General features: G+C 72.2%; 21 protein-coding genes. 14 read left to right on the plus strand and 7 right to left on the minus strand.

What is annotated here, in order from left to right; translation table 11 throughout:
• Positions 1-57: 57 nt before the first annotated feature.
• Positions 58-999, minus strand: a complete 942-nt coding sequence (locus ACFT4A_RS28245; RefSeq protein ID WP_382835166.1) for an A/G-specific adenine glycosylase — start codon at positions 997-999, stop codon at positions 58-60.
• A 117-nt stretch (positions 1,000-1,116) separates the two neighbouring features.
• On the opposite strand from ACFT4A_RS28245, the gene ACFT4A_RS28250 reads away from it, so the two are divergent.
• Positions 1,117-2,688, plus strand: a complete 1,572-nt coding sequence (locus ACFT4A_RS28250) for a sensor histidine kinase (RefSeq protein ID WP_382835168.1) — start codon at positions 1,117-1,119, stop codon at positions 2,686-2,688.
• On the plus strand, positions 2,685-3,341 hold the full coding sequence (locus tag ACFT4A_RS28255; RefSeq protein ID WP_382835171.1) for a response regulator: 657 nt from the start codon (positions 2,685-2,687) through the stop codon (positions 3,339-3,341). Before ACFT4A_RS28250 ends, ACFT4A_RS28255 begins: the two co-directional genes overlap by 4 nt.
• A 12-nt stretch (positions 3,342-3,353) precedes the next feature.
• Here ACFT4A_RS28255 and ACFT4A_RS28260 read toward each other — a convergent pair whose 3' ends face one another.
• Positions 3,354-3,995 (minus strand): phosphatase PAP2 family protein, encoded by a 642-nt coding sequence (locus ACFT4A_RS28260; RefSeq protein WP_382835174.1) that lies wholly within the window; start codon positions 3,993-3,995, stop codon positions 3,354-3,356.
• 175 nt (positions 3,996-4,170) lie between these two features.
• Here ACFT4A_RS28260 and ACFT4A_RS28265 point away from each other — a divergent pair, with 175 nt between their 5' ends.
• The gene (locus tag ACFT4A_RS28265) at positions 4,171-5,061 is read left to right on the plus strand and encodes a hypothetical protein (protein WP_382835177.1); all 891 of its coding nucleotides are present in this window, start codon (positions 4,171-4,173) and stop codon (positions 5,059-5,061) included.
• Between the two features lie 93 nt (positions 5,062-5,154).
• Here the strand turns inward: ACFT4A_RS28265 and disA are convergent, their stop codons facing one another.
• Both disA and radA read right to left on the minus strand, forming a co-directional pair.
• The gene (gene disA, locus ACFT4A_RS28270) at positions 5,155-6,279 is read right to left on the minus strand and encodes a DNA integrity scanning diadenylate cyclase DisA (RefSeq protein WP_215119785.1); all 1,125 of its coding nucleotides are present in this window, start codon (positions 6,277-6,279) and stop codon (positions 5,155-5,157) included.
• 80 nt (positions 6,280-6,359) lie between these two features.
• A complete protein-coding gene (gene radA / locus ACFT4A_RS28275) occupies positions 6,360-7,769 on the minus strand; it encodes a DNA repair protein RadA (protein WP_382835179.1) in 1,410 nt (469 codons plus the stop codon).
• A 195-nt stretch (positions 7,770-7,964) separates the two neighbouring features.
• Between radA and ACFT4A_RS28280 the strand changes: the two genes are divergently transcribed.
• Positions 7,965-9,671, plus strand: a complete 1,707-nt coding sequence (locus tag ACFT4A_RS28280) for a hypothetical protein (RefSeq protein ID WP_382835182.1) — start codon at positions 7,965-7,967, stop codon at positions 9,669-9,671.
• Positions 9,672-9,758: 87 nt separating this feature from the next.
• On the opposite strand, the gene ACFT4A_RS28285 is transcribed toward ACFT4A_RS28280, so the two are convergent.
• Positions 9,759-10,559 (minus strand): hypothetical protein, encoded by an 801-nt coding sequence (locus ACFT4A_RS28285; RefSeq protein ID WP_382835185.1) that lies wholly within the window; start codon positions 10,557-10,559, stop codon positions 9,759-9,761.
• Positions 10,560-10,630: 71 nt separating this feature from the next.
• Here ACFT4A_RS28285 and ACFT4A_RS28290 point away from each other — a divergent pair, with 71 nt between their 5' ends.
• The 4 genes from ACFT4A_RS28290 to ilvD all read left to right on the plus strand — a co-directional run bounded on the left by ACFT4A_RS28290 (position 10,631) and on the right by ilvD (position 15,170).
• Entirely contained in the window at positions 10,631-11,563 is a 933-nt protein-coding gene (locus ACFT4A_RS28290; protein WP_382835188.1) for a Ppx/GppA family phosphatase, read from the plus strand.
• A 119-nt stretch (positions 11,564-11,682) separates the two neighbouring features.
• Positions 11,683-12,507: a sugar phosphate isomerase/epimerase family protein gene (locus ACFT4A_RS28295; RefSeq protein WP_382835190.1), complete on the plus strand. Its 825-nt coding sequence runs from the start codon at positions 11,683-11,685 to the stop codon at positions 12,505-12,507.
• On the plus strand, positions 12,504-13,175 hold the full coding sequence (locus ACFT4A_RS28300; RefSeq protein WP_382835193.1) for a TetR family transcriptional regulator: 672 nt from the start codon (positions 12,504-12,506) through the stop codon (positions 13,173-13,175). Before ACFT4A_RS28295 ends, ACFT4A_RS28300 begins: the two co-directional genes overlap by 4 nt.
• 141 nt (positions 13,176-13,316) lie before the next feature.
• Positions 13,317-15,170, plus strand: coding sequence for a dihydroxy-acid dehydratase (ilvD, locus tag ACFT4A_RS28305; RefSeq protein ID WP_382835195.1), 1,854 nt, complete (start codon positions 13,317-13,319; stop codon positions 15,168-15,170).
• A gap of 33 nt (positions 15,171-15,203) precedes the next feature.
• On the opposite strand, the gene ACFT4A_RS28310 is transcribed toward ilvD, so the two are convergent.
• On the minus strand, positions 15,204-17,333 hold the full coding sequence (locus tag ACFT4A_RS28310) for a PQQ-binding-like beta-propeller repeat protein (protein WP_382835198.1): 2,130 nt from the start codon (positions 17,331-17,333) through the stop codon (positions 15,204-15,206).
• 184 nt (positions 17,334-17,517) lie between these two features.
• Between ACFT4A_RS28310 and ACFT4A_RS28315 the strand changes: the two genes are divergently transcribed.
• The 6 genes from ACFT4A_RS28315 to proC all read left to right on the plus strand — a co-directional run bounded on the left by ACFT4A_RS28315 (position 17,518) and on the right by proC (position 22,097).
• Entirely contained in the window at positions 17,518-17,829 is a 312-nt protein-coding gene (locus ACFT4A_RS28315) for an SH3 domain-containing protein (RefSeq protein ID WP_382835200.1), read from the plus strand.
• A gap of 304 nt (positions 17,830-18,133) precedes the next feature.
• The gene (locus ACFT4A_RS28320; protein ID WP_382835203.1) at positions 18,134-18,613 is read left to right on the plus strand and encodes an EamA/RhaT family transporter; all 480 of its coding nucleotides are present in this window, start codon (positions 18,134-18,136) and stop codon (positions 18,611-18,613) included.
• A gap of 60 nt (positions 18,614-18,673) precedes the next feature.
• Positions 18,674-19,519, plus strand: coding sequence for a class I SAM-dependent methyltransferase (locus ACFT4A_RS28325; RefSeq protein ID WP_382835206.1), 846 nt, complete (start codon positions 18,674-18,676; stop codon positions 19,517-19,519).
• Between the two features lie 55 nt (positions 19,520-19,574).
• Positions 19,575-20,384 carry an ABC transporter ATP-binding protein gene (locus ACFT4A_RS28330; protein WP_382835209.1) on the plus strand — a complete coding sequence of 270 codons (810 nt, stop codon included), beginning with the start codon at positions 19,575-19,577 and terminating at the stop codon, positions 20,382-20,384.
• A complete protein-coding gene (locus tag ACFT4A_RS28335; RefSeq protein WP_382835211.1) occupies positions 20,381-21,178 on the plus strand; it encodes an ABC transporter permease in 798 nt (265 codons plus the stop codon). The genes ACFT4A_RS28330 and ACFT4A_RS28335 overlap by 4 nt, the downstream gene beginning before the upstream one ends.
• A 106-nt stretch (positions 21,179-21,284) precedes the next feature.
• Positions 21,285-22,097: a pyrroline-5-carboxylate reductase gene (gene proC / locus ACFT4A_RS28340; RefSeq protein WP_382835213.1), complete on the plus strand. Its 813-nt coding sequence runs from the start codon at positions 21,285-21,287 to the stop codon at positions 22,095-22,097.
• A gap of 47 nt (positions 22,098-22,144) precedes the next feature.
• On the opposite strand, the gene trpS is transcribed toward proC, so the two are convergent.
• Entirely contained in the window at positions 22,145-23,185 is a 1,041-nt protein-coding gene (trpS, locus tag ACFT4A_RS28345) for a tryptophan--tRNA ligase (protein ID WP_382835216.1), read from the minus strand.
• Positions 23,186-23,819: the final 634 nt, after the last annotated feature.

Consider the following 23,819-nt stretch of genomic DNA (forward strand, 5'->3'; position numbering starts at 1 on the left):
ATTTGTCCACCCTGTGTCTCCGTTACGGGAGACCCATGGCTGTGATCTGTCTGTACGTCAGGTCAGCGGCAGCCTGTACATCCCGCCCGCCAGCGGCTCCACCAAGCCGTCGGCGACCAGGCCGTCCAGGGCGCGGGCCCGCTGCACCGGCTCGTGCCACACGCGGTCGAGCGCCGCCTGCGGAACCGGGGTGTGGGCCTCCCGCAGCACGGCGAGCAGCCGCCCGCGGACCTGTCGGTCGGTGCCCGCGTAGGTCTGGCCGCGGCGCGGCGGCCCGTCGTGCTCCGGCTTGCCCGCCAGCCGCCACGCGCACTGCGCGGCGATCGGGCAGCGGTGGCACGACTCGCTCTTCGCCGTGCACACGAGCGCGCCCAGCTCCATGGAGGCGGCGGCCCAGCGGGCTGCGGTCGGCTCATCCTCGGGGAGGAGCGCGCGGGCCAGTTTGCGCTCGGCGGCGGTGGTGGCGTTCGGCGGGTACTGCACGCCGGTGACCGCGCGGGCGAAGACCCGGCGCACATTGGTGTCCAGCACCGGGTGCCGCTGCCCGTAGGCGAAGGAGGCGACGGCGGCGGCCGTGTATTCGCCGATGCCGGGCAGCGCCAGCAGCTGGGCGTGGTCGGCCGGTACGTCGCCGCCGTGCCGTTCCGTTATGGCGACGGCGGCGCCGTGCAGCCGCAGCGCGCGGCGCGGGTAACCGAGCCGGCCCCAGGCGCGGACGGCCTCGCCGGGCGCCTCCTTGGCCAGGTCGGCGGGGCGGGGCCAGCGGGCCACCCACTGCTCGTAGACGGGCAGGACGCGGCTCACCGGCGTCTGCTGGAGCATGAACTCACTGACCATCACGCCCCACGCCCCGGCCTCGGGGCGCCGCCACGGCAGGTCGCGGGCGTTGTCGTCGAACCAGTCGATGACGGGGGAGTGCAGGTCCCCGCCCGGCGGCGGGCCGGACGCGGTGTCGATGGGGCCGGGGCTGGTGCGCGGGGTGTTCGTGGGAGCAGTCATGGCCATTCGATCCTGCCACGCGAGAGCCGCGAATCGGGCACACCGCGACCCGAGAGGGCGAGGTACCTGACGATCGGCAGCAGTGCCGCCCCGCTGTCCGCCGATAGCGTCGGCCGAATGGAACGTCCTCGTTCGGCCCGGCTGGCCCGGGGCGCCCTCCTCTGGGCCGCCCTCGCCCTGCCCGCGCTCACGGCGGACCGGATCGGCCTGAACGAGCCGCACCCGGTCTGGCAGCAGGCCGCCGGCACGGCGGTGCTGGCCGCTGCCGCCGGCCTGTCCCGGCGACTGCCCCTCGCCGCCTTCGGCCTGACAGCTGCCCTGAGCCTGACCGCCGCCCCGGCCCTGTTCACCGTCTCCTACGGCCCGGCCCTCGGCGCGTCCGCGCTGCTGCTCGGGCTGAGGGCGGGCCGGGCCCGCCCCGCGGCGCTGTGCTTCGCCGCCGTCGGCTGCGCGGGCACCGCGCGGATCGCGCTCGTCGGGGTCGACCCGGCCCCCGAGTGGCTGGTCATGACGGGCACGCTGCTCTTCGGCTGCGTCTTCCCCTGGCTCGGCGGCCGCTACTGGCGGCAGAGCCGCGAGCTGGCCGCGGAGGGCTGGCTGCGGGCGGCCCGGCTGGAGGACGAGCAGCGCCTCGCCGAGGAACGCGCCCGGCTGCGTGAGCGGTCGAGGATCGCCCAGGACATGCACGACTCCCTCGGCCACGAGCTCAGCCTCATCGCCCTGCGCGCGGCCGCCCTCCAGGTAGCCCCCGGGCTCACCGGCGAACACCGGACTGCGGCGGCCGAACTGCGCGGGGCGGCCGCCGATGCCACCGACCGGCTGCACCGCATCATCGGCGTCCTGCGGGAGGACGACGACGAGCCGGTGCCGCTGGCTCCCGCCGGCGAGACCCTGGAGCAACTCGTCGCCCGCGCGGCGGAGTCGGGGCTCCCCGTGCGCCTGGAGCAGCCCGCCGGGCAGGGCACGGCCACGGCGCCCGGCGGGCTCGCCGAACGGCTGCTGTACCGCGTGACCCGGGAGGCGCTGACCAACGCGGCACGGCACGCCCCGGGCGCCTCCGTGGTCGTGGCGGTGACCGGCCGGGCCGAGGGGACGTCCGTCACCCTCACTAACGGCCCGCCCACCGAGCGCAGTTCCCGGCCCTCCGGAGGCGGCACGGGCCTGCTCGGGCTGCGGACCGCCGTGACCGCCGTCGGCGGGGAGTTCGAGGCGGGCCCGCAGGGGGAGGGCTTCCGCGTCAGGGCGTACGTCCCCGCACAGCGGCCGGCGACCACGACCCGCCCCGCACCCTTCATCCACGCCCGCCGCCGCGTGGCCGTCGGCCTCGGCGTCGCGGCCGGCTTGGGCATCGTCCTCGTCGGCGCCGCCTTCGGCTGGTACGCGTACGTGGAGAAGCGCTCGGTGCTCGCACCCGCCGCGTACGCGACACTGCGCCTGGGCGCCCCGGCCGCCGACGTCGAGCGCGTGCTGCCCGAGCGGGACGTGAACGACCCGCCCGCCGATCGGGCGCCGACACCGGCACCGCAGGGCGCCGACTGCCGTTACTACCGGGCGAGCGGTGAGCTGTTCGTCTCAGTCGACCACTTCCGACTGTGTTTCGACGCCGGGCGGCTCGTCGCCAAGGACGTGGTCCCGCGCGCCGGCCTGTCCGGCGAAGGCCGGGAAGAATACGAGGAGTTCCCGCGATGATCCGCGTGCTGCTGGCCGACGACGAGACGATGGTGCGGGCCGGGGTGCGCGCCATCCTGGGCAGCAGCGGGGAGACGGAGGTCGTCGCCGAGGCGGGCGACGGCCGCGAGGCGGTCGAGCTGGCCCGCGCCCACCGCCCGGACGTCGCCCTGCTCGACATCCGCATGCCGCGCCTGGACGGCCTCACCGCGGCGGAGGAGATCGTACGGACCGCGCCCGGCACGGCCGTCGCGATGCTCACCACCTTCTCCGAGGGCGCCTATGTCACCCGCGCCCTCGGCGGTGGCGTCACCGGGTTCCTGCTGAAGTCCGGGGACCCGTACGAACTGATCGCCGGCGTACGGGCGGTGGCCGCGGGCGCCGCGTTCCTGTCGCCGAAGGTGGCCCGGTACGTCATCGACGAGGGCCTCGGCGGCGGCCGGCTCACCCGCGAGGCACAGGCACGCGCCCGCGTGTCCGTCCTGAGCCCCCGCGAGCGCGAGGTGCTCGGCCTGGTCGGCGCAGGCCTGTCCAACCCGGAGATCGCCGCCCGGCTGCACCTCGTCGAGGGCACGGTGAAGGCGTATGTGAGCGCGGTCCTGGACCGGCTGGGCGTGCGCAACCGCGTGCAGGCGGCGATCGTGGCGTACGAGGCGGGACTGGTGGAACCGTGACGGCCCGTCGGCTCAGGGCCGTGCGTGCGTCCCGTACGACGGTACGGGCGCCGGGCCCGGCCCGGTGACCCACCGCGCGGCCGGGGCCGGCGAGCCGCGCATCGCCCCGGCCAGCCGCGTCATCGGGCCCGTGCCCAGCCGTACGGCGACGAGGGCGACGAGCGTGCCGAGGCCCAGCCCTGCGACCACGTCGTGCGGATAGTGCACGCCGACGTAGACCCGGGAGAAGGCCATCAGCAGGGCGAGCGGGGCCGTCAGCCACAGCAGTGTGCGCCGGACCAGGGCCAGGGCGGCGGCCGCGGCGCCCGCGATCGTGGCGTGGTTGGACGGGAAGGACCAGTCGCCGTGCGGCGGACACTCGGCCAGGGACGCCGCCGCACCGGCGACCGCCCGGCACGGACGCTCCTGTGTGACAGCGGACTTGAGCACCTCACTCCACACATACGCCACAGCCGTGGCCAGAGGTGCAAGGGCCGCGATCGCGAACGCGCGGGGGGTGTCGCGGCGGGCACGCCACCAGGCGGATGCGAACAGCAGGGCGAAGACCAGCAGTCCGGCCTCCGTCCACAACTCGGCCCCGTGCTGGATCCACAGCGGGGAGCCCTCGGCGAAGTCGGTGATGTCGCGGTAGAGCGCGGTGTCCTCGAAGTCCATGGTCACGGACGGTAGGTGGCGGGCCCATCCCGTCACACCCAGCGATCGTCGGGTGCCGTACCTGACGAAAGACAGGGGTGGGACGGCTCCTTCCGGCATGATGATCCGGAAAAGTTGTGAGCCTGAGCGGCGGGTGGGACCGGCGAACGCGCCGATCTCTCGTAAGGTTTGCGCCGTGGGATCTCTGCGCAATCCGGTCGGGCCGCTTCCCTCCTCCATCTACTGGCGACGGAGGGTCGTACTGGTGTCCGTGGCTGCCCTGTTGGCGCTGCTGACCACCTGGCTCGTGACCATGGGCGGCACCGGCGGCAAGGACCGCGACAACGGCGCCAACGGCAAGAATCCCGCGCCCTCCATCACCCCCGGCCCGTCGAGTTCGGGTCCGGCCATCAGCCAAGCGCCGGGCGGGCGCGACGAGTCGGGCGACGAGGGCCCGGGCGGCTCGTCGTCCGGATCCGGGGCAGGGTCCGGCGGCGGTTCCGGTGACGGCTCGGGCGGCGGCTCCGGGGGCGGTACCGGCTCGGGATCCGGCGGCGCTTCCGGCACCGGCGGGTCCGAGGGGGCGGGCGGTTCGGGCGGATCCGGCGGTGCCGGTGGCTACGACGGCGGTACCACGGTGGGCGGCGTCGGCGCGGGCGACACGCTGCCGGCCGGCTCCATGCTGCCCAACTGCACCGCGAGCATGGTCAAGTTCAGCCTGCGCAGCCAGCACAACAGCTACGACCCCGAGCAGACGCCCACCTTCCTGCTGACCGCGCGGAACGTCTCCGGCCACGACTGCAAGATCGATCTCGGGCCGAAGAACGCGGTGTTCACCATCGGCGAGGCGAGCGCCGACGACGACTACTGGTCCTCCAAGGACTGCCCCAGGGTCGCCGGGAGCCGGCTGTACCGCGTTCCCGCGGGCAGCGGCATCACCTACGCCCTGAAGTGGGACCGCAAGCCCAGCGCCCCCGAGTGCGCCACGCCCCCCTCCGGCTCGGCCGGGGCGGGCACGTTCCTGGTGGAAGCCAAGGCTCCGGGCTACGCGAAGGTGCAGACCTCGTTCGTCCTGAAGAACGATTAGCCGCTTGTCGTTCAGTCGACCGCGTGGCCTTCATGCGTGAGGGGGTGTTCCCGGCCGGGAACACCCCCTCACGCATGAAGCATGCGCCGAAGGCTAGACGTACCGCTCCAGGATCGAAGACTCCGCCAGCCGCGACAGCCCCTCGCGCACGCTGCGCGCCCGGGCCTCGCCCACGCCGTCCACCGTCTGGAGGTCGTCGACGCTCGCGGCGAGCAGCTTCTGCAGGCCGCCGAAGTGCTCCACCAGACGGTCGATGATCGCGCCGGGGAGCCGGGGCACCTTGGCCAGGAGACGGAAGCCGCGCGGGGACACCGCCGAGTCCAGTGTCTCGGGCGAGCCCGTATAGCCCAGCGCCCGGGCCACGATGGGCAGTTCGAGCAGCTCGGCGTGGGTGAGCGCGTCGAGCTCGGCCAAGGCCTCGTCGACCGTGCGGGACCGCTTGGCCGTCGGCTCGGGGACGTAGTCCCGGACGACCAGCTCACGCTCGGGCTCCACGCCGGCGATCAGCTCGTCGAGCTGGAGGGCGAGCAGGCGCCCGTCCGTGCCCAGCTCCACCACGTACTCGGCGATCTCCGTGGCGATGCGGCGCACCATCTCCAGGCGCTGGGCGACCGCCGAGACGTCCCGGACGGTCACCAGGTCCTCGATCTCCAGCGCCGACAGCGTGCCCGCGACCTCGTCGAGGCGGAGCTTGTAGCGCTCCAGGGTGGCGAGGGCCTGGTTGGCGCGGGACAGGATCGCCGCCGAGTCCTCCAGGACACGGCGCTGGCCGTCGACGTAGAGGGCGATCAGCCGCATCGACTGGGAGACCGAGACCACCGGGAAGCCGACCTGCCTGCTGACGCGGTCCGCGGTGCGGTGCCGGGTGCCGGTCTCCTCGGTGGGGATCGTCGGGTCCGGGACCAGCTGCACGCCCGCGCGCAGGATCTTCGACAGGTCCGAGGACAGCACGATGCCGCCGTCCAGCTTGCACAGTTCACGCAGTCGGGTCGCGGTGAACTCGACGTCCAGTACGAAACCGCCGCTGCACAGCGCCTCGACCGTCTTGTCGGAGCCCAGCACGATGAGACCGCCGGTGTTGCCCCGGAGCACGCGCTCCAGGCCGTCACGCAGGGCGGTTCCGGGTGCCACGGCGCTCAGTGAAGCGCGCATCAGGCCATCGGTACCGGCACTCCCACCGGATTTTCCGGGAGCTGCTGCCCGGTCGTTGGCTGCCACTGCACTCCTCCGGTCGCAGGTTCTGGGGCGCCCCGTGTCGCACACTTGGTTCGCACGGACGGGCGAGACCTGGGCAAAGTCTACCGGCGACCCTCCTCGTCCCGTGGGGCCTCTCGGCGACGGGAGCGCGGAAGGACCTGTAGCGCGTCCCCTATGTCCGAGACTTCCAGAACCTTCATACCCGAGGGGATCTTGCCCGGGTCGCCCGGTACCAGCGCGTGTGTGAAGCCCAGACGGTGGGCTTCCGCCAGCCTGCGCTGCACGCCCGTGACCCGCCTCACCTCACCCGCGAGGCCGACTTCCCCGATCGCGACCAGGTTCTTGGGGAGAGGTGTGTCACTCGCCGCGCTCGCCAGGGCGAGGGCGACGGCCAGATCCGCCGCGGGCTCCGAGAGCTTCACACCGCCGACCGTCGCGGAGTAGATGTCCCGCTTGCCCAAGGCGCTGATCCGGCCGCGCTGTTCCAGCACCGCCAGCATCATCGAGACGCGGGAGGTCTCCAGACCCGAGGTGGTGCGGCGCGGGGAGGGGATCTGCGAGTCGACCGTGAGCGCCTGGACCTCGGCGACCAGCGGGCGGCGGCCCTCCAGGGTGACGGTCAGACAAGTGCCGGGGACCGGTTCGGCCCGACGTGTCAGGAAAAGTCCGCTCGGGTCCGCGAGGCCCGTGATGCCCTCGTCGTGCAGTTCGAAGCAGCCGACCTCGTCGGTGGTGCCGTAGCGGTTCTTGACGCCTCGTACGAGGCGGAGGCGGGCGTGCCGGTCGCCCTCGAAGTGCAGCACCACGTCCACGAGGTGTTCCAGCAGGCGCGGGCCCGCGATGGCGCCGTCCTTGGTGACATGGCCCACGAGCAGCGTGGACATGCCGCGTTCCTTGGACGCCCGGATCAGGGCCCCGGCGACCTCGCGCACCTGGGCCATGCCGCCGGGCGCGCCGTCGATCTCGGGGGAGGCCACCGTCTGCACCGAGTCCAGGATCAGCAGCGACGGCTTCACGGCGTCCAAGTGGCCCAGCACCGCCGCCAGATCCGTCTCGGCGGCCAGGTACAGATGGTCGTCGATGGCCTTGATGCGGTCGGCGCGCAGCCGGACCTGGCTCGCCGACTCCTCGCCCGTGACGTACAGCGTGCGGTGCTCGTCGCTCGCCGACTTGGCCGCCACGTCGAGCAGGAGCGTCGACTTGCCGACGCCCGGTTCGCCCGCGACCAGCACCACCGCGCCGGGGACCAGGCCGCCGCCGAGCACGCGGTCCAGCTCGGGCACGCCGGTGGAGCGGGCCGTCGCCCGGCGGACGTCCACCTGGCCGATGGGCAGGGCGGAGGTGGTGACCCGGCCCGGTGTCGTCGTACGGACCGCGGGCGTGCCGTACTCCTCGACCGTCCCCCAGGCCTGGCACTCGGGGCAGCGGCCGAGCCACTTCGCCGTCTGCCACCCGCATTCCGTGCAGCGGTAGGACGGGCGGTCCTTGGTGGTCTTCGTACGGGCAGCCATGGACGAACCGTAGCCGCAGGCACTGACACCGCGGGGACCGGAGGGCGCGGCCACCCGCGCGCCAGGACCCCGCCACCCCGCGCCGGCGGCGGAACAACTGGTTCCTGTCCCCTATTGAGGGATCGTTTCACCCGTACGGATTAAATGTGCTCAAGCCGCCGGAAGGTAACACTCCCGGCCCCCTACGGTCGCCGAATGACGAGCAGTACGCCGGAGATCTCGACCCGCTCGGCCGGCGCCCACCGGGCGCACCGGGAAGCGCGTGACCGCGGTGCGGCGCGCACGCTGGTGCAGCGGCCGCCCGCGCGCTACGAGCCCTACCTGGACGGCCTGTTCACCTACTGCCTGTCCGTGCTGTGCGACCACGACGCCGCGACCGCCGCCCTGGGCGACGTCCTCGCGCTCGCCGAACGCCGCGGCCGGCACGTCCCCGAGGCACCCGCGGACCGCAGGGCCTGGCTGTACGCGCTGGCCCGCTGGGCGTGCCTGCGGGGGCTGGCCGAGGCCAAGCAGAAACGTACGAGCAGCCATGCGGCGGGCCGCGCACAGCGCGTCGACCGGCCGGCCGCCCCGGCCCTCTCCGAGGAGGTCCAGGAGCGGCGTCGCGGCGAACTGGCCCTGCTGGCCTGGCCGGAGGCCGCCGGCACCACCCCGGAGCAGCGGGAGGCGCTCGAACTGGCCGTGCGCCATCACCTCGCCGCCCACGAGGTCGCCGCCGTCCTCGGCATGGACCTGGCCACCACCCGCGACCTGCTCGCCTCCGCCGCCTGCGAGGTCGAACGCACGCGTGCGGCCCTCGCCGTGGTCGAGACCGGGGCGTGTCCGAGCGTCGCCCACCTCGTCGGCGACGACCGGCTCGTGCTCGGCACGGCCCTGCGCCGCGAGCTCGTCCGGCACGTCGACGACTGCCCGCGCTGCCGCCGCACCGCCGAGCGCGCCATGCCCGGCCGCTGGCCCGGCACCAGCGTCACGCCCGCCGCGCTGCCCGTCCTGCCCGCGCCCCTCGCGGCCCTGCACGTCGCCATGGCCCACCACCCACGCGCGCGTGGCGCCGCCCCCCGCTTCGACCGGCGCGGCTATCCGATGGACCCCAAGGACCGCGCCGCCCGAAGGGACCGTCTCCGCGCGCGTGCCGTCACCACGACCGTCGTCGCCACCGTCGTGGCCGCCCCCGTGCTCGCCCTGTGGGCCGCCTACCGGGGCACCCCCGTGGGCGAGGGCCAGGACGGCCGCTCCGCCTCCGCGCTCGAGGTGGACGACCCGCTCGGCCTGGACGGCGAGATGGCGGGCGGCGGCTACGAGAACACCGGCAACGCGAGCACCAGACCCGGCCCCCGCTTCGGCAAGAACGGCAAGGCCGACGTGTCCGTGGAGGTCATCGGCGTCGCCGTCGCAGACCGTGAGAGCGCCCTGGACGTCACGGCGGACAACACCGGCGACACCACCCTGATCACCCTCGCCGCCACGGGCCCGGCCCCGGTCCGCTGGTCCGCCTCCACGGGAGCCGACTGGCTCTACCTCAGCCAGTCCTCGGGAACGCTCCGGCCCGGCGAGTCGTTGACGATCAAGGTGTACGTCGACCACCTGCGGGAGCCCTCCGGCCCCTGGCAGGCGCGGGTGGCGATCGCACCCGTCGGCGCCGTCGTCCACATCGAGGGCTTCGGCACCGCGCCCACCCCCACCGATCCCGGCCCCGGCCCGGCCCCTCACCCCAGCGACCCGCCACCGCACCAGCCCGACCCGACGCCCACGGCCTCGGCACCGGACCCCGACCCGACGCCGACGACTCCGCCCCCGTCGCCCGACCCGGACCCCACGCCCACCGACCCGGGCCCGAGCGACCCGACGGACCCGACGCCCCCGCCCCCGGAGGGCGACGACCCCGGCCCGTCCACGTCATAGACACACGTCGGCCGACAACGAGGCGGCTCAGCCGACGTCAACGCGGCTCAGCCGACATCGACGCAGGTCAGCCGCCGTCAGTGCAGATCAGTCGACCGGATCCGCCGGATGCGGAGCCAGCAACGGCAGCTGCGAGGCCAGCCGCTCCTCGCACAGCTCGACCAGCCGGTCGTAGCCGGCCTTGCCCATCAGCTCGATCAGCTCCGGCCGGTAGGACACGTACACCGGGTCGCCCGCGCCGTGCGCCGAGGTCGCCGAGGTGCACCACCAGTGCAGGTCATGGCCGCCCGGACCCCAGCCGCGGCGGTCGTACTCACCGATCGACACCTGCAGCACGCGCGTGTCGTCGGGCCGGTCGATCCACTCGTACGTCCGCCGCACCGGCAGCTGCCAGCACACGTCCGGCTTGGTCTCCAGCGGCTCGCGGCCCTCCTTCAGGGCGAGGATGTGCAGCGAGCAGCCCGCGCCGCCCTCGAAGCCGGGCCGGTTCTGGAAGATGCACGAGCCCTGGAAGGGGCGCGTCTGCCGGTCGCCGTCCTCGTCCTCGGAGATCCAGCCGCTGCTCGTGCCCTCGGCGTGGTTCTGCCAGATGTCCGGCGTGAGCCTCGCCACATGCTCGGCGACCCGCTTCTCGTCGTCCTCGTCGGAGAAGTGGGCACCCAGCGTGCAGCACCCGTCGTCCGCGCGGCCGGCCTGGATGCCCTGGCAGCCGCTGCCGAAGATGCAGTTCCAGCGAGAGGTCAGCCATGTCAGATCGCAGCGGAAGACCTGCTCGTCGTCCGCCGGATCAGGAAACTCCACCCACGCGCGGGCGAAGTCGAGGCCCTTCTCGTCGGACACCGCGGCACCCGATGATTTGTCGCGCTTCGCCTTTTTCGTCTTTGGCACATGTCCAGGGTACGGGCCTCATCCCCCTACCGAGGACGGCGGACGGCCCGGCTGGCAGTAGCGTTCCGTACATGAGACTCGGTGTCCTCGACGTGGGATCGAACACGGTGCATCTGCTCGTGGTGGACGCGCATCCCGGCGCGTGCCCGTTGCCCGCGCACTCGCACAAGGCGGAACTGCGCCTCGCCCAGCTCCTCGACGACGACGGCGCGATCGGCCCGCACGGCGTCGACCAGCTGGTCTCGGTCATCCACGAGGCGCTCCAGGCCGCCGAGGACAAGGGCGTCGAGGATGTGCTGCCCTTTGCCACCTCCGCCGTGCGCGAGGCCCGCAACGCCGATGACGTCCTCGCGCGCGTGCGCGCCGAGACCGGCGTCGAGCTCCAGGTCCTCACCGGCGAGGAGGAGGCCCGCCTCACCTTCCTCGCCGCCCGCCGCTGGTTCGGCTGGTCGGCCGGGAAACTGCTGGTCCTGGACATCGGCGGCGGCTCCCTCGAGGTCGCCTACGGCATCGACGAGGAGCCCGACGCGGCCGTCTCGCTGCCGCTGGGCGCCGGCCGCCTCACCTCCGGCTGGCTGCCCGGCGACCCGCCCGGCCCGGACGCCGTCCGCGCCCTGCGCCGCCATGTACGCGCCGAGATCGCCCGCACGGTCGGCGAGTTCAGCCGTATCGGTTCGCCCGACCATGTCGTGGCCACGTCCAAGACCTTCAAGCAGCTGGCCCGCATCGCCGGCGCCGCCCGCTCCGCCGAGGGCCCCTATGTCCAGCGCGAGCTGAAGCGGGAGTCCCTGGAGGCCTGGGTCCCGAGGCTGGCCGGCATGACGGAGGCGGAACGGGCCGAGCTGCCGGGCGTCTCCGAGGGCAGGGCGAACCAGCTCCTGGCCGGTGCCCTGGTCGCCGAGGCCGCGATGGACCTGTTCGGCGTCGAGCGCGTGGAGATCTGCCCGTGGGCGCTGCGGGAGGGCGTGATCCTGCGACGCCTGGACCACATGGAGTCCGCGTAAGAGAGCATGGGAGTCCGCGTAAGAGAGCTGCGAAGGACATGCACCCCCGCCGTGGCAAACACCACAACGGCGAAGAGGCCCCCCGCCCCGCCCCGACCACACCCCGTAATCTGTCCTGCATGGCAGAGCCAGCCGTGAAGATCCCGGACGCGAAGGTCGCCCTGTCGACGGCCTCGGTCTACCCGGAGTCGACGGCCACGGCCTTCGAGATCGCCGCACGCCTCGGCTACGACGGAGTCGAGGTCATGGTCTGGACGGATCCCGTGAGCCAGGACGTCGAGGCCCTGCGCAGACTCAGCGACTACCACCAGATCCCGATCCTGGCCGTCCACGCCCCCTGCCTGCTCATCACGCAGCGCGTCTGGTCCACCGACCCCTGGACCAAGCTCCAGCGGGCCCGCGCGGCGGCCGAGAAGCTCGGCGCGAGCACCGTCGTCGTACACCCGCCCTTCCGCTGGCAGCGCCAGTACGCCAGGGACTTCGTCACCGGGATCTGGCGCATGGCCAACGAGACGGACGTACGGTTCGCCGTCGAGAACATGTACCCCTGGCGCTACCGCGACCGCGAGATGCTCGCGTACGCCCCCGACTGGGACGTGACGAAGGACGACTACCGGCACTTCACGATCGACCTCAGCCACACGGCCACGGCTCGCTCCGACGCGCTCGCCATGGTCGACCGCATGGGAGACCGCCTCGGCCACGTCCACCTCGCCGACGGCAGGGGATCGGCCAAGGACGAGCACCTGGTGCCGGGCCGCGGCACCCAGCCCTGCGCCGAGGTGCTGGAGCGGCTCGCCCTGACCGGCTTCGACGGGCACGTCGTCATCGAGGTCAACACCCGCCGCGCCATGTCGAGCGCGGAGCGGGAGGCCGACCTGGCGGAGGCGCTGGCCTTCACGCGCCTGCACCTGGCCTCGGCGGTGAAGGTGCCGCGACGATGAGCGACCGGCCCTCGCACGAGCCCCCGGGCGGCACCGGAACCGGCGGCACCGGAACCGGCACTGGAACCGGCACCACCGCCCGCCGCCGGGGCCGCCCCCCGCGCACGGAGTCCGCCGACACCCGCGACCGCATCCTCACCGCCGCCCGGGACGAGTTCTCCGAGCGCGGCTTCGAGAAGACGTCCGTGCGCGGCATCGCCAAGGCCGCCGAGGTCGACTCGGCGCTCGTGCACCACTACTTCGGCACGAAGGAGCAGGTCTTCGAGGCGGCGATCACCCAGTCCTTCGCCCCCGCCATCGAGGCCCCGAAGGCCATCGAGGAGGGCCCGCTCGACAGCGTGGGGGAGCGCCTGGTCCGCTTCTTCTTCGGCATCTGGGAGAACCCAGCGACCCGCGCGCCCCTGCTCGCCATCGTCCGCTCGGCCGTCACCAACGAGACCGCCGCCGCAGTCTTCCGCCGGATCGTCGCCACCCAGGTGCTGAGCCGCATCGCCGGCCGCCTGGACCTGCCGGACGCCCAACTGCGGGCCGAACTCGCCGCCGCCCAGCTCGTGGGCACGGCCATGCTGCGCTACGTCATCAAGGTCGAACCCCTGGCCTCGGCGGACCCGGAACAGATCATCGAGCGCCTGGCCCCGGTCGTCCAGGGCCACCTCACCGGACCCTGACCCGCCGAGGGCAGCCGTCGGCCGAGATACTCATCCCGCATTTCGGACACGCCGTCCCGCCCTCTGGATGACGGGCGTACGCTCGATAGCAGTCAGAAATCTCCGAATCCTCTGACGCAGTCTCTGAAGGAGCGAGCGACGATGCCCGAGCTGAGGTCCCGCACAGTCACCCACGGCCGCAACATGGCGGGCGCCCGCGCCCTTATGCGGGCCTCCGGTGTACCGGGTGCGGACATCGGCCGCAAGCCGATCATCGCGGTCGCCAACAGCTTCACCGAGTTCGTGCCGGGTCACACCCACCTCCAGCCGGTCGGCCGGATCGTCAGCGAGGCGATCGTCGAGGCCGGCGGCATCCCGCGCGAGTTCAACACCATCGCGGTGGACGACGGCATCGCCATGGGCCACGGCGGCATGCTCTACAGCCTGCCCTCCCGGGACCTCATCGCGGACTCGGTCGAGTACATGGTCGAGGCCCACTGCGCCGACGCCCTGATCTGCATCTCCAACTGCGACAAGATCACGCCGGGCATGCTCAACGCGGCCCTGCGCCTGAACATCCCGACGGTGTTCGTCTCCGGCGGCCCGATGGAGTCCGGCCGCGCCACGCTGGTCGACGGCACGGTCCGCACGCTGGACCTGGTCGACGCGATCTCCGACGCCGTGAACGACAAGATCTCGGACGAGGACATCCTCCGTATCGAGGAGAACGCCTGTCCGACCTGCGGCTCGTGTTCCGGCATGTTCACCGCCAACTCGATGAACTGCCTCACCGAGGCCATCGGCCTCTCCCTCCCCGGCAACGGCTCGGTCCTGGCCACGCACACCGCGCGCAAGCAGCTCTACGTCGACGCGGCGAACACGGTCATGGACATCACCCGCCGCTACTACGAGCAGGACGACGACACGGTCCTGCCGCGCAACGTCGCCACCTTCGCGGCGTTCGAGAACGCGATGGCCCTCGACATCGCCATGGGCGGCTCCACCAACACGATCCTGCACCTGCTGGCCGCGGCCCAGGAGGCGGACGTCCCCTTCGGCCTCACGGAGATCGACGCGGTCTCCCGCCGCGTCCCCTGCCTCGCCAAGGTCGCCCCGAACGTCGCCAAGGACCGCACGTACTACATGGAGGACGTGCACCGCGCCGGCGGCATCCCCGCCCTCCTCGGCGAACTGCACCGCGGCGGCCTCCTCAACGAGGACGTGCACTCGGTCCACAGCCCCACCCTCGCCGACTGGCTGAAGACCTGGGACGTGCGCGGCGGCTCCCCGTCCCCCAAGGCCCTCGAACTGTGGCACGCGGCCCCCGGCTGCGTCCGCTCCGCCGAGGCCTTCTCCCAGTCCGAGCGCTGGGCGTCCCTCGACGAGGACGCCGAGGGCGGCTGCATCCGCTCCGTCGAGCACGCGTACTCCAAGGACGGCGGCCTCGCGGTCCTCAAGGGCAACCTCGCGGTCGACGGCTGCGTGGTGAAGACGGCCGGCGTCGACGAGTCGATCTGGACCTTCGAGGGCCCGGCGGTCGTCTGCGAGTCGCAGGAGGAGGCCGTCGAGAAGATCCTGCTGAAACAGATCACGGAGGGCGACGTCGTCGTCATCCGCTACGAGGGCCCCAAGGGCGGCCCCGGCATGCAGGAGATGCTCTACCCGACCTCGTACCTGAAGGGCCGCGGCCTCGGCAAGGCCTGCGCCCTCATCACCGACGGCCGCTTCTCCGGCGGCACCTCCGGCCTCTCCATCGGCCACGCCTCGCCCGAGGCGGCCGGCGGCGGCACCATCGCCCTCGTCGAGGACGGCGACCGCATCCGCATCGACATCCCCAACCGCACCATCGAACTCCTCGTCGACGACGCCGAACTGGCCCGCCGCGAGCAGGCGCTCAACGGCGTCTACGCCCCGAAGAACCGCGACCGCAAGGTCTCCGCCGCCCTGCGCGCCTACGCCGCGATGGCGACCAGCGCGGACAAGGGCGCCGTCCGGGACGTGTCGAAGCTCGGCTGAGCCCCCGGGGGCCGCCCCGCAAGGCGGCGGCCCCTACCAGCCGGCCGGATCACGTCCGTCCACGGCGAAGACGGTGCCGTCCGGTGCACCGACGTAGACATGGTCGTCCACGACCACGGGCGTGGGCAGCGTGGCCGGAACCCGGTCCGACTGGTCCGCCAGCCGGGGAGACGTCTGCCCGACGAGCTTCCCGCGCCGCCCGTCGACGGCGAGCAGCCGCCCGTCCGGCGTGGTGACGTACACGTGCCGATCGTCGGCGACGGGCACGGACCCCCGGGCCACCCCGGTCTGCAGACTCCACAGCTGCTCGCGCGCCTCCAGGTCGACGGCGACCAGCCCCCCGCCGTCCGCCATCAGATGGACGACGTCCCCACGCACACTGCCCTGAACTCCCTGCAACGGGATACGCAACGGCACCCGCTCGGTCGTACGCCCCTCCGGGCTGTACCGCACCACGGCCCGCGCCTCCCCGCGCACGGCGTCGACGGAGACGAACACAACTCGCCCATCCACCGTCCCGATCGGCTCCAACGCCCCTTCAAGCCGCGCGTCCCACCGCACCTCGCCCGTACGGGGATCCACCGCCGTCACCTTCGTCGTGGCCCCGTCACCGGACACGGTCGCCGCGTACGCCAGCGGATCCCCGGGGAACGCCGTGAAGTACGGCACCTCCTGCCCCGGAATCGGCTGACGCCACTTCACGTCCCCGGAGGCACTGTCCACACCCGTCACCGTGCCGTCGGCCGCGGTGAGGAGCACCATCCCTCCCACCGACTGCACCCCACCGTTCATGGTCATGGCCTGCCGCCGCACCACATCACCCGAGTCCGGGTCGAGCAGGGTCAGCAGTTGCCCATGGCCGAGCCCGGCCAGCACCCGATCACCCGACACGACCGGGGCCTCACTCGCCGGCCCCTCGGCGGCGATTCCCTCCAGCGGGTACTTCCACAGCAGACGCCCGTCGGCCGGATCCAGAGCGAAGATCAGCCCACTCTGCGCGCACAGCAACTTCCCGGCCGCGTAGGAGCACAAAGGAGTGCCACCCGTCCGGGACAACGGCGTCGCCGTCCACGCCGTGAAGGCGGCAGCCGTGGTCCGCGGTGCGCTGACCGCGGGAGCCGGTGCGGAACCGCCCCCGAGCAAGGGCACCGCCGCGATCGCGCCGACGACGGCCAGCCCGAGGGCACCGGCCCCGAGAGCGGCCCGCCTGCTGAGGCGCAGCCTGGACCGACGCGGGCCCGCGACGGCCGGCGGCTCACCCGCACCCGGCGCCTCACCCGCATCCGGCGTCTCGTCCAAGCGCTGCGCCGGTATGAACACCTGCGTGTCGTACGAGGCCGCCACCGACCGCAGTTCCCGCATCAACTCGTCGGGCGAGGGCCGGTCCTCGGGCTCCTTGGCGAGACACCGCAGCACGAGCGGCGCCAGCTGTTCCGGTACGCCGGTCAGCTCGGGCTCGTCATGCACCACCTGGTACGCGACGACGTAGGGACTGTCGGAGTCGAACGGCCCCCGCCCGGTGGCCGCGTGCACCATCACTGACCCGAGGGCGAAGACATCGGCGGCGGGCCCCACTTCCCTGGGCCGCCGGAACTGCTCGGGCGCCATGAAGGGCGGCGTGCCGATGAGCTTCCCGGTCTCGGTGCGCAACTCGCTGTCCTTTGGCCGGGATATGCCGAAGTCGATGACCTTCGGCCCGTCCTCGGCGAGCAGGACGTTGCTCGGCTTCAGGTCCCGGTGCACGACCCCGACCCGGTGGATGTCGCGCAGCGCCTCCGCGAGCCCGGCCATCACCTGCCGCAACTGCGCAGGGGCCAAGGGCCCGTTCCGCTTCACCTCCTGGGCCAGCGTCGGCCCCGGGATGAACAGCGTGGCCATCCAGGGCCGCCCGGCCTCGGGATCGGCATCCACAACGGGCGCGGTGAAGGCCCCGCTGACTCGCCGGGCCGCAGCCACCTCTTGCCGGAAACGCCCCCTGAACTCGGGGTCCTCGGCGAACTGCGCGTGCACGACCTTCACGGCCACCTTCATCCCGGAGGTGCTCCGGGCCAGATGCACGACCCCCATGCCGCCCGAACCCAGACACTCTTCGAGTCGGTAGTGACCGGCAAATTCAGGAAGTTCCGCTTCCGGGCCCGCTCCGGCGTTTCCCTGCGCCGCCATGGAACCACCCCCGTGCTGTTCGTACGCGCGCGCGCGACGCACGGAGCCTAGTCGATGACTCGTACGGGACAGAGGCGGCTTGCTAGCCTCCGCTGGCGAATCACGCACAAGCGTTTGATGGCGTGATTCAGGGGAATCAACGGGACCCCATGGCTGCCATGGGGTTCAACGGGGGAGGATTTTCATGTCTGTAGAACAGGTCAGTCCCAGTACCGGCATGCCGGTGGTCACCACACTGGCCGCCGCGGCCACGTACTACTCGATCGCACCCGGCGTCAGCCTCAACGTCCGCAGCGGCCCCGGCACCGGCTACCCGGTCGTCAGGACCCTGCCGGAAGGCGCCCGGGTGGCCATCCACTGCCAGACACCCGGCACCCGCGTCACGGGCCCGTACGGCACGACCACCATCTGGGACAACATCGCGAGCGGCCAGTACATCTCGGACGCCTACGTGAACACCGGCAGCGACGGCTACATCCGCCCCCGCTGCTCCTGACCCGCACCACCCCACCGCGAGCGGCCCGCCCCCACTGCGGGCCGCCCGCGGCGTGCGGCAGCTCAGCCGGGACGAGCCCGCACCCGCGTACGGCGAGAAGGGGACGTGTCGGGGGCTGTCCGCCCGCAGCGGTTGGCGCGTCAACGAACAGCGAGTCGGTACGCAACCCCATCGCGCCGTTCCGAGGACGGACACCCCCCGACACGGCCCCGACCCACCCCCACCGCGCAGGCGCGACGCGCACCCCCACCAAACCCGCACAGGCCGCCGCAGGCACCCCACACCCCCGCGCGATAATCAGCCCGTGAGCGCAGAAACCGGCACCCCGCCCCCCGGCCCGACCCCCGAACCCCTCCGCTTCTTCGGCACGACCTGGCTGAACCACGACAACGGCTACACCCCCCGCCGCATAGCCGTAGCCATCGGCTCACTGGCCACCGCGGCCGCCGCCTGCCTGGTCCTCCGCCTCGCCTACCAGGGCCTCCAGATCGCCGCGATCGGCGGCTTCGTCTCACTCCTCATGATCGTGATGTTCGCGATCTGCAGCGCGATGGCCTTCCGCCACACCTGGGACGGCTTCACCCGCCGCCCCGACCCCGAACGCCAGGCATCCCTCCGCGGCCTCCTGGCCATCGGCTTCGTCGGCTCCCTCCTCGCGTACTTCTTCCGCTCCCTCACCGAGGCCCCCGGCGAGAAGCTCCACCGCGAGGAGTACGAGGCAGCCCGCAAGCGACACGAGAAGAAGACCACCCGCCGCCCGGGCAAGAAACGCCGCCGCGCATAGCCCGCCCCCTCTCACCGAAATCTCACCGCACCCCACCCCACCCCCGGCCACCATGGCCGTATGACCACACCTCCCACCGCCCACCACCCCACCCCCGGAGCCCGCCCCACCACCGAACCCAAGCTCACCGAACCCCCCACCCCCGAACCCACCCGATCCGCCCGAGCCCACTCCTTCAACACCGCCGCAGCCCAATACGCGGCCAACCGCCCCTCCTACCCCCCAGCCCTCTTCGACGCGATAGAAGACCTGGCCGGCCACCCCCTCCCCGGCTCCCGCGTCGCAGACATCGGCGCGGGCACCGGCATAGCGACCGCCCTCCTGAACGCCCGAGGCGCGGACGTCATCGCGGTGGAACCCGGCGACGGCATGGCAGCGCAATTCCGCCGCACCCTCCCCGCCATCCCCCTCGTCCGCGGCACCGGCGACGACCTCCCCCTCGCCACCGCCTCCCTCGACTTCGTCACCTACGCCCAGGCCTGGCACTGGACCGACCCCGCCCGAGCCGTCCCGGAGGCCCTCCGCGTCCTGCGCCCCGGCGGCGCACTCGCCCTCTGGTGGAACACCGACGCCCTCGACGTCCCCTGGATCGCCGAGGCCGCCGCCCGCACCGCACGCCACTTCAGCATCGACATCTCCGCCGAGAAGCGGAACGTCAACGCCCAGGCCGCCGACCCCACCGGCCGCCTCGACTTCACCCGCCGCACGGTCCGCTGGAGCCGCCGCGTCCCGGTCGACACCCACCTGGCCAACATCGCCAGCCACTCGGTCTTCCTGGTCCACGGCGAGGAACACACCGCGTCCTTCCTCGCCGCGGAACGCGAGCACCTGCTCAGGGCCTTCCCGGACGATTTCGTCGAGGAGGTCTACGAGGTCGTCCTCCTGCTCGCCAAGACCAAAGGCTGACTCCACCCCGGCCCCCTGCTTGACGCACCCCACCGCCGGGAGCATTATTCATCACATGATGAATAATGCTCCCGGCTCACCACGCCCCGGCCCGAACACGAACCCCACGGCCGTACACGCCGAGAACCTCACCGTCACCCGCGGCCCCCGCAAGGTCCTCGACAACCTCGCCTTCACCGTCCCCCGAGGCCAGATCACCGGCCTCCTCGGCCCCTCCGGCTGCGGCAAGTCGACCCTCATGCGCTCCATCGTCGGCACCCAGGCCAAGGTCACCGGCACCCTCGACGTCCTCGGCCGCCCCGCAGGCCACCCCACCCTGCGCACCCGCATCGGCTACGTCACCCAGGCCCCGTCCGTCTACGACGACCTGACCGTCCGCCAGAACCTCGACTACTTCGCCGCGATCCTCGACCCCGGCCGATCCGCAGCCGACCGCCGCCGGCAGAACGTCACCCGCGCGATCGCCGACGTCGACCTCACCACCCACACCGACGCCCTGGCCGGCAACCTCTCCGGCGGCCAGCGCAACCGCGTCTCCCTGGCCGTCGCCCTCCTCGGTACCCCCGAACTCCTGGTCCTCGACGAACCGACCGTCGGCCTCGACCCGGTCCTGCGCCGCGACCTCTGGAACCTCTTCCACGACATCGCGGCAAGCCGCGGCGCGACCCTCCTCGTCTCCTCCCACGTCATGGACGAGGCCGAGCGCTGCCACCGCCTCCTCCTCATGCGCGAGGGCGAACTCCTCGCCGACGACACCCCCGAAGCCCTGCGCACCACCACCGGCGCCGAAACGGTCGAGGAGGCCTTCCTGCACCTGGTGGACGAAGCGAAGGCGGCAGCCCGCCCGAAGGAGACAACGCGATGACGACCACGCTCACCCCCACCACATCGAACACCTCACCGAACACCCCACCGAAAGCCCTGAGCGCGGCCCGCACCACCGCCACCACCACCCGCGTCCTGCGCCAGCTCACCCACGACCCGCGCACCATCGCGCTCCTGCTCCTCATCCCCTGCGTGATGCTGCTCCTGCTCCGCTACGTCTTCGACGGCACCCCCCGCACCTTCGACAGCATCGGCGCGTCCCTCCTCGGGATCTTCCCGCTGATCACGATGTTCCTGGTGACCTCCATCGCCACCCTGCGCGAACGCACCTCCGGCACCCTCGAACGCCTCCTCGCCATGCCCCTCGGCAAGGGCGACCTGATCGCCGGCTACGCCCTCGCCTTCGGCACCCTCGCGATCATCCAGTCCGCCCTGGCCACGGGCCTCGCGGTCTGGTTCCTCGGCCTCGACGTCACCGGCAGCCCCTGGCTCCTGCTCCTGGTGGCCCTCCTCGACGCCCTCCTCGGCACGGCCCTGGGCCTCTTCGTCTCGGCCTTCGCGGCCTCGGAATTCCAGGCGGTCCAGTTCATGCCGGCGGTGATCTTCCCCCAGCTCCTGCTCTGCGGCCTGTTCACCCCGCGCGACACCATGCACCCGGTCCTGGAGACCCTCTCCGACGTGCTCCCCATGTCCTACGCCGTGGACGGCATGAACGAGGTCCTCCACCACACCGACATGACGGCCACCTTCGTACGCGACGCCCTGATCGTGGCGGGCTGCGCCCTCCTCGTCCTGGCCCTGGGCGCGGCGACGCTACGACGCAGGACGGCGTGAGCCGGGCCGCCGCCCGACATCCCGCCCACCGGACACGCGAGCCACCCCGCCCTCCCCGATGCGACGATGGACACCGGACGACGCACCCCCGGAGGCACCCCGCGCCATGACCCAGAAAGTCGCAGTCCTCGGCACCGGCAAGATCGGCGAAGCCCTGCTCAGCGGAATGATCCGCGCCGGCTGGAACCCGGCCGACCTCCTGGTCACCTCCCGCCGCCAGGAACGAGCCGACGAACTCCGCACCCGCTACGGCGTCATCCCGGTCACCAACCCGGAAGCCGCGAAGACCGCCGACACCCTGATCCTCACGGTCAAACCGCAGGACATGGGCACGCTCCTCGACGAACTCGCCCCCCACGTCCCCGCCGACCGCCTGGTCATCAGCGGCGCCGCGGGCATCCCCACGGCGTACTTCGAGGAGCGCCTCGCTCCCGACACCCCGGTCGTCCGCGTCATGACGAACACCCCCGCCCTCGTCGACGAGGCGATGTCCGTCATCTCCGCCGGCACCCACGCCACCGCAGGCCACCTCGCCCACACCGAGGAGATCTTCGGCGCCGTCGGCAAGACCCTCCGCGTCCCCGAGTCCCAGCAGGACGCCTGCACCGCCCTCTCCGGCTCCGGCCCGGCCTACTTCTTCTACCTGGTCGAAGCCATGACCGACGCCGGCATCCTCCTCGGCCTGCCCCGCGACAAGGCCCACGACCTGATCGTCCAGTCCGCCATCGGCGCCGCGACGATGCTCCGCGACAGCGGCGAGCACCCGGTCAAGCTCCGCGAGAACGTCACGTCCCCCGCCGGGACGACGATCAACGCCATCCGCGAACTCGAGAGCCACGGCGTACGAGCCGCCCTCATCGCCGCCCTCGAAGCCGCCCGCGACCGCAGCCGCGCCCTGGCCTCCGGCAACAACAGCTGAGCGACCGGGGGCGGGCCGATCCACCCGCCCCCACCGCCCTCGTCACCTCACACGGTCACCCCGGCACCAGCACCGGCAACGGCCACCTCCGACACGGCCGGCAGCAACCCGATCGCGCTGTAGGCGGCATCCACGGTCGGCCGGGCCATCCCCCGAGCCCGCTCCGCCCCGTCCCGCAGCACGCGCTCCACATACCTGGGATCCGCGCACAACTCCTTGTGCCGCTCCCGCACCGGCCGAAGCTCCTCGACCACGGCCTCGGCGGTGTCCTTCTTCAGCGCCCCGTACGACTGATACGCACCCGCCAGCTCCTCAGGACTCCCATCCGAGCAGGCGGCGAGAATCTCCAGCAGGTTCGCGAGCCCCGGCCGGGCCTCCCGGTCGTAGACGACCTCCCGCCCGCTGTCGGTCACCGCCCGCATGACCTTCTTCCGCATCACGTCCGGCTCGTCGAGCAGATAGACGATCCCCGGCCCGACGTCGTCGCTCTTGCCCATCTTCGACATCGGATCCTGCAGATTCATCACCCGGGCCGCGACCTCGGGACGCGTGGCCCGAGGCACCACGAACGTGTGCCCGTACCGCTGGTTGAACCGCACGGCGATGTCCCGCGCGAGCTCCACATGCTGGCGCTGATCGTCCCCGACCGGCACCTCACCGGCCCCGTAGGCCAGGATGTCCGCCGCCATCAGCACGGGGTAGGTCAGCAACGACAGCCGCACACTCCCACCCCGCCGCTGCTCCCGCGCGGCCTTCTCCTTGTACTGGATCATCCGCCGCATCTCACCGTCGGTGGCCACGCACTCCAGCACGTACGACAGCCGAGCGTGCTCGTCCACATGGCTCTGCACGAACACCGTGCACGCGTCCGGATCCAGCCCGGACGCCAGCAGCAACGTCGCCGCCTGCCGACTCAGCCGGCGCACCCGCGCCGGATCGTGCTCCACGGTCAGCGCATGCAGATCGACGACGCAGAACAAGGCATCGGCCTCGTACTGGTCGACGGCGGCCCACCGCCGCATGGCTCCCAGGTAGTTCCCCAGCGTCAGATGCCCCGTCGGCTTGACCCCGCTGAAGACCCGTGTCATCTCTCCTCCACCTCCTGGCCAGGACCGCCGCCCCGGGCGGCCGTCCCTCGGTGGTTCCGGAGGGAGAAACAAGAACGGCCGCCGAAGCGGCGGCCGTTGAGTGCATACGTGCGAACGGCCGCCGTCAGGCGGCCCACCACAGCTGGGTGCACGTACGCGTCGTCATGCACCTGAGACTACGCCCCTGGAGTGCCGCCCGCCCTTGAGTTGACACGCCCAGACCCGATCCGTAGTGTTCTCCGAGTTGCCCGACGTGAGCGCCGACTCCGGTCGGTCCCCGGGCAGCCACTCCGGAAGTACCCACCACTCTTCGATGCGCAGCACAGCTGTCGTCGTTTCATTGGTATGCGTATTTACGGAATGAGGAATCCTCGTTCGAAAGGACGCGGCCCCCGATTCGCTCGGGAGCCGGGGAATCCGCTAAAGTCTCACTCGTCGGAACGGCCCAACAGCCGCAAAGACAATCCCCTCTGACTGGGAGTCAGGCCCGAAAGGATCTGATAGAGTCGGAACCGCCGGAAAGGGAAACGCGGAAGCGGGAACCTGGAAAGCACCGAGGAAATCGGATCGGAAAGATCTGATAGAGTCGGAAACGCAAGACCGAAGGGAAGCGCCCGGAGGAAAGCCCGAGAGG

It is taken from the genome of Streptomyces sp. NPDC057099 (genome assembly GCF_042671245.1).
Classification (GTDB): Bacteria; Actinomycetota; Actinomycetes; order Streptomycetales; family Streptomycetaceae; genus Streptomyces; species Streptomyces purpurascens.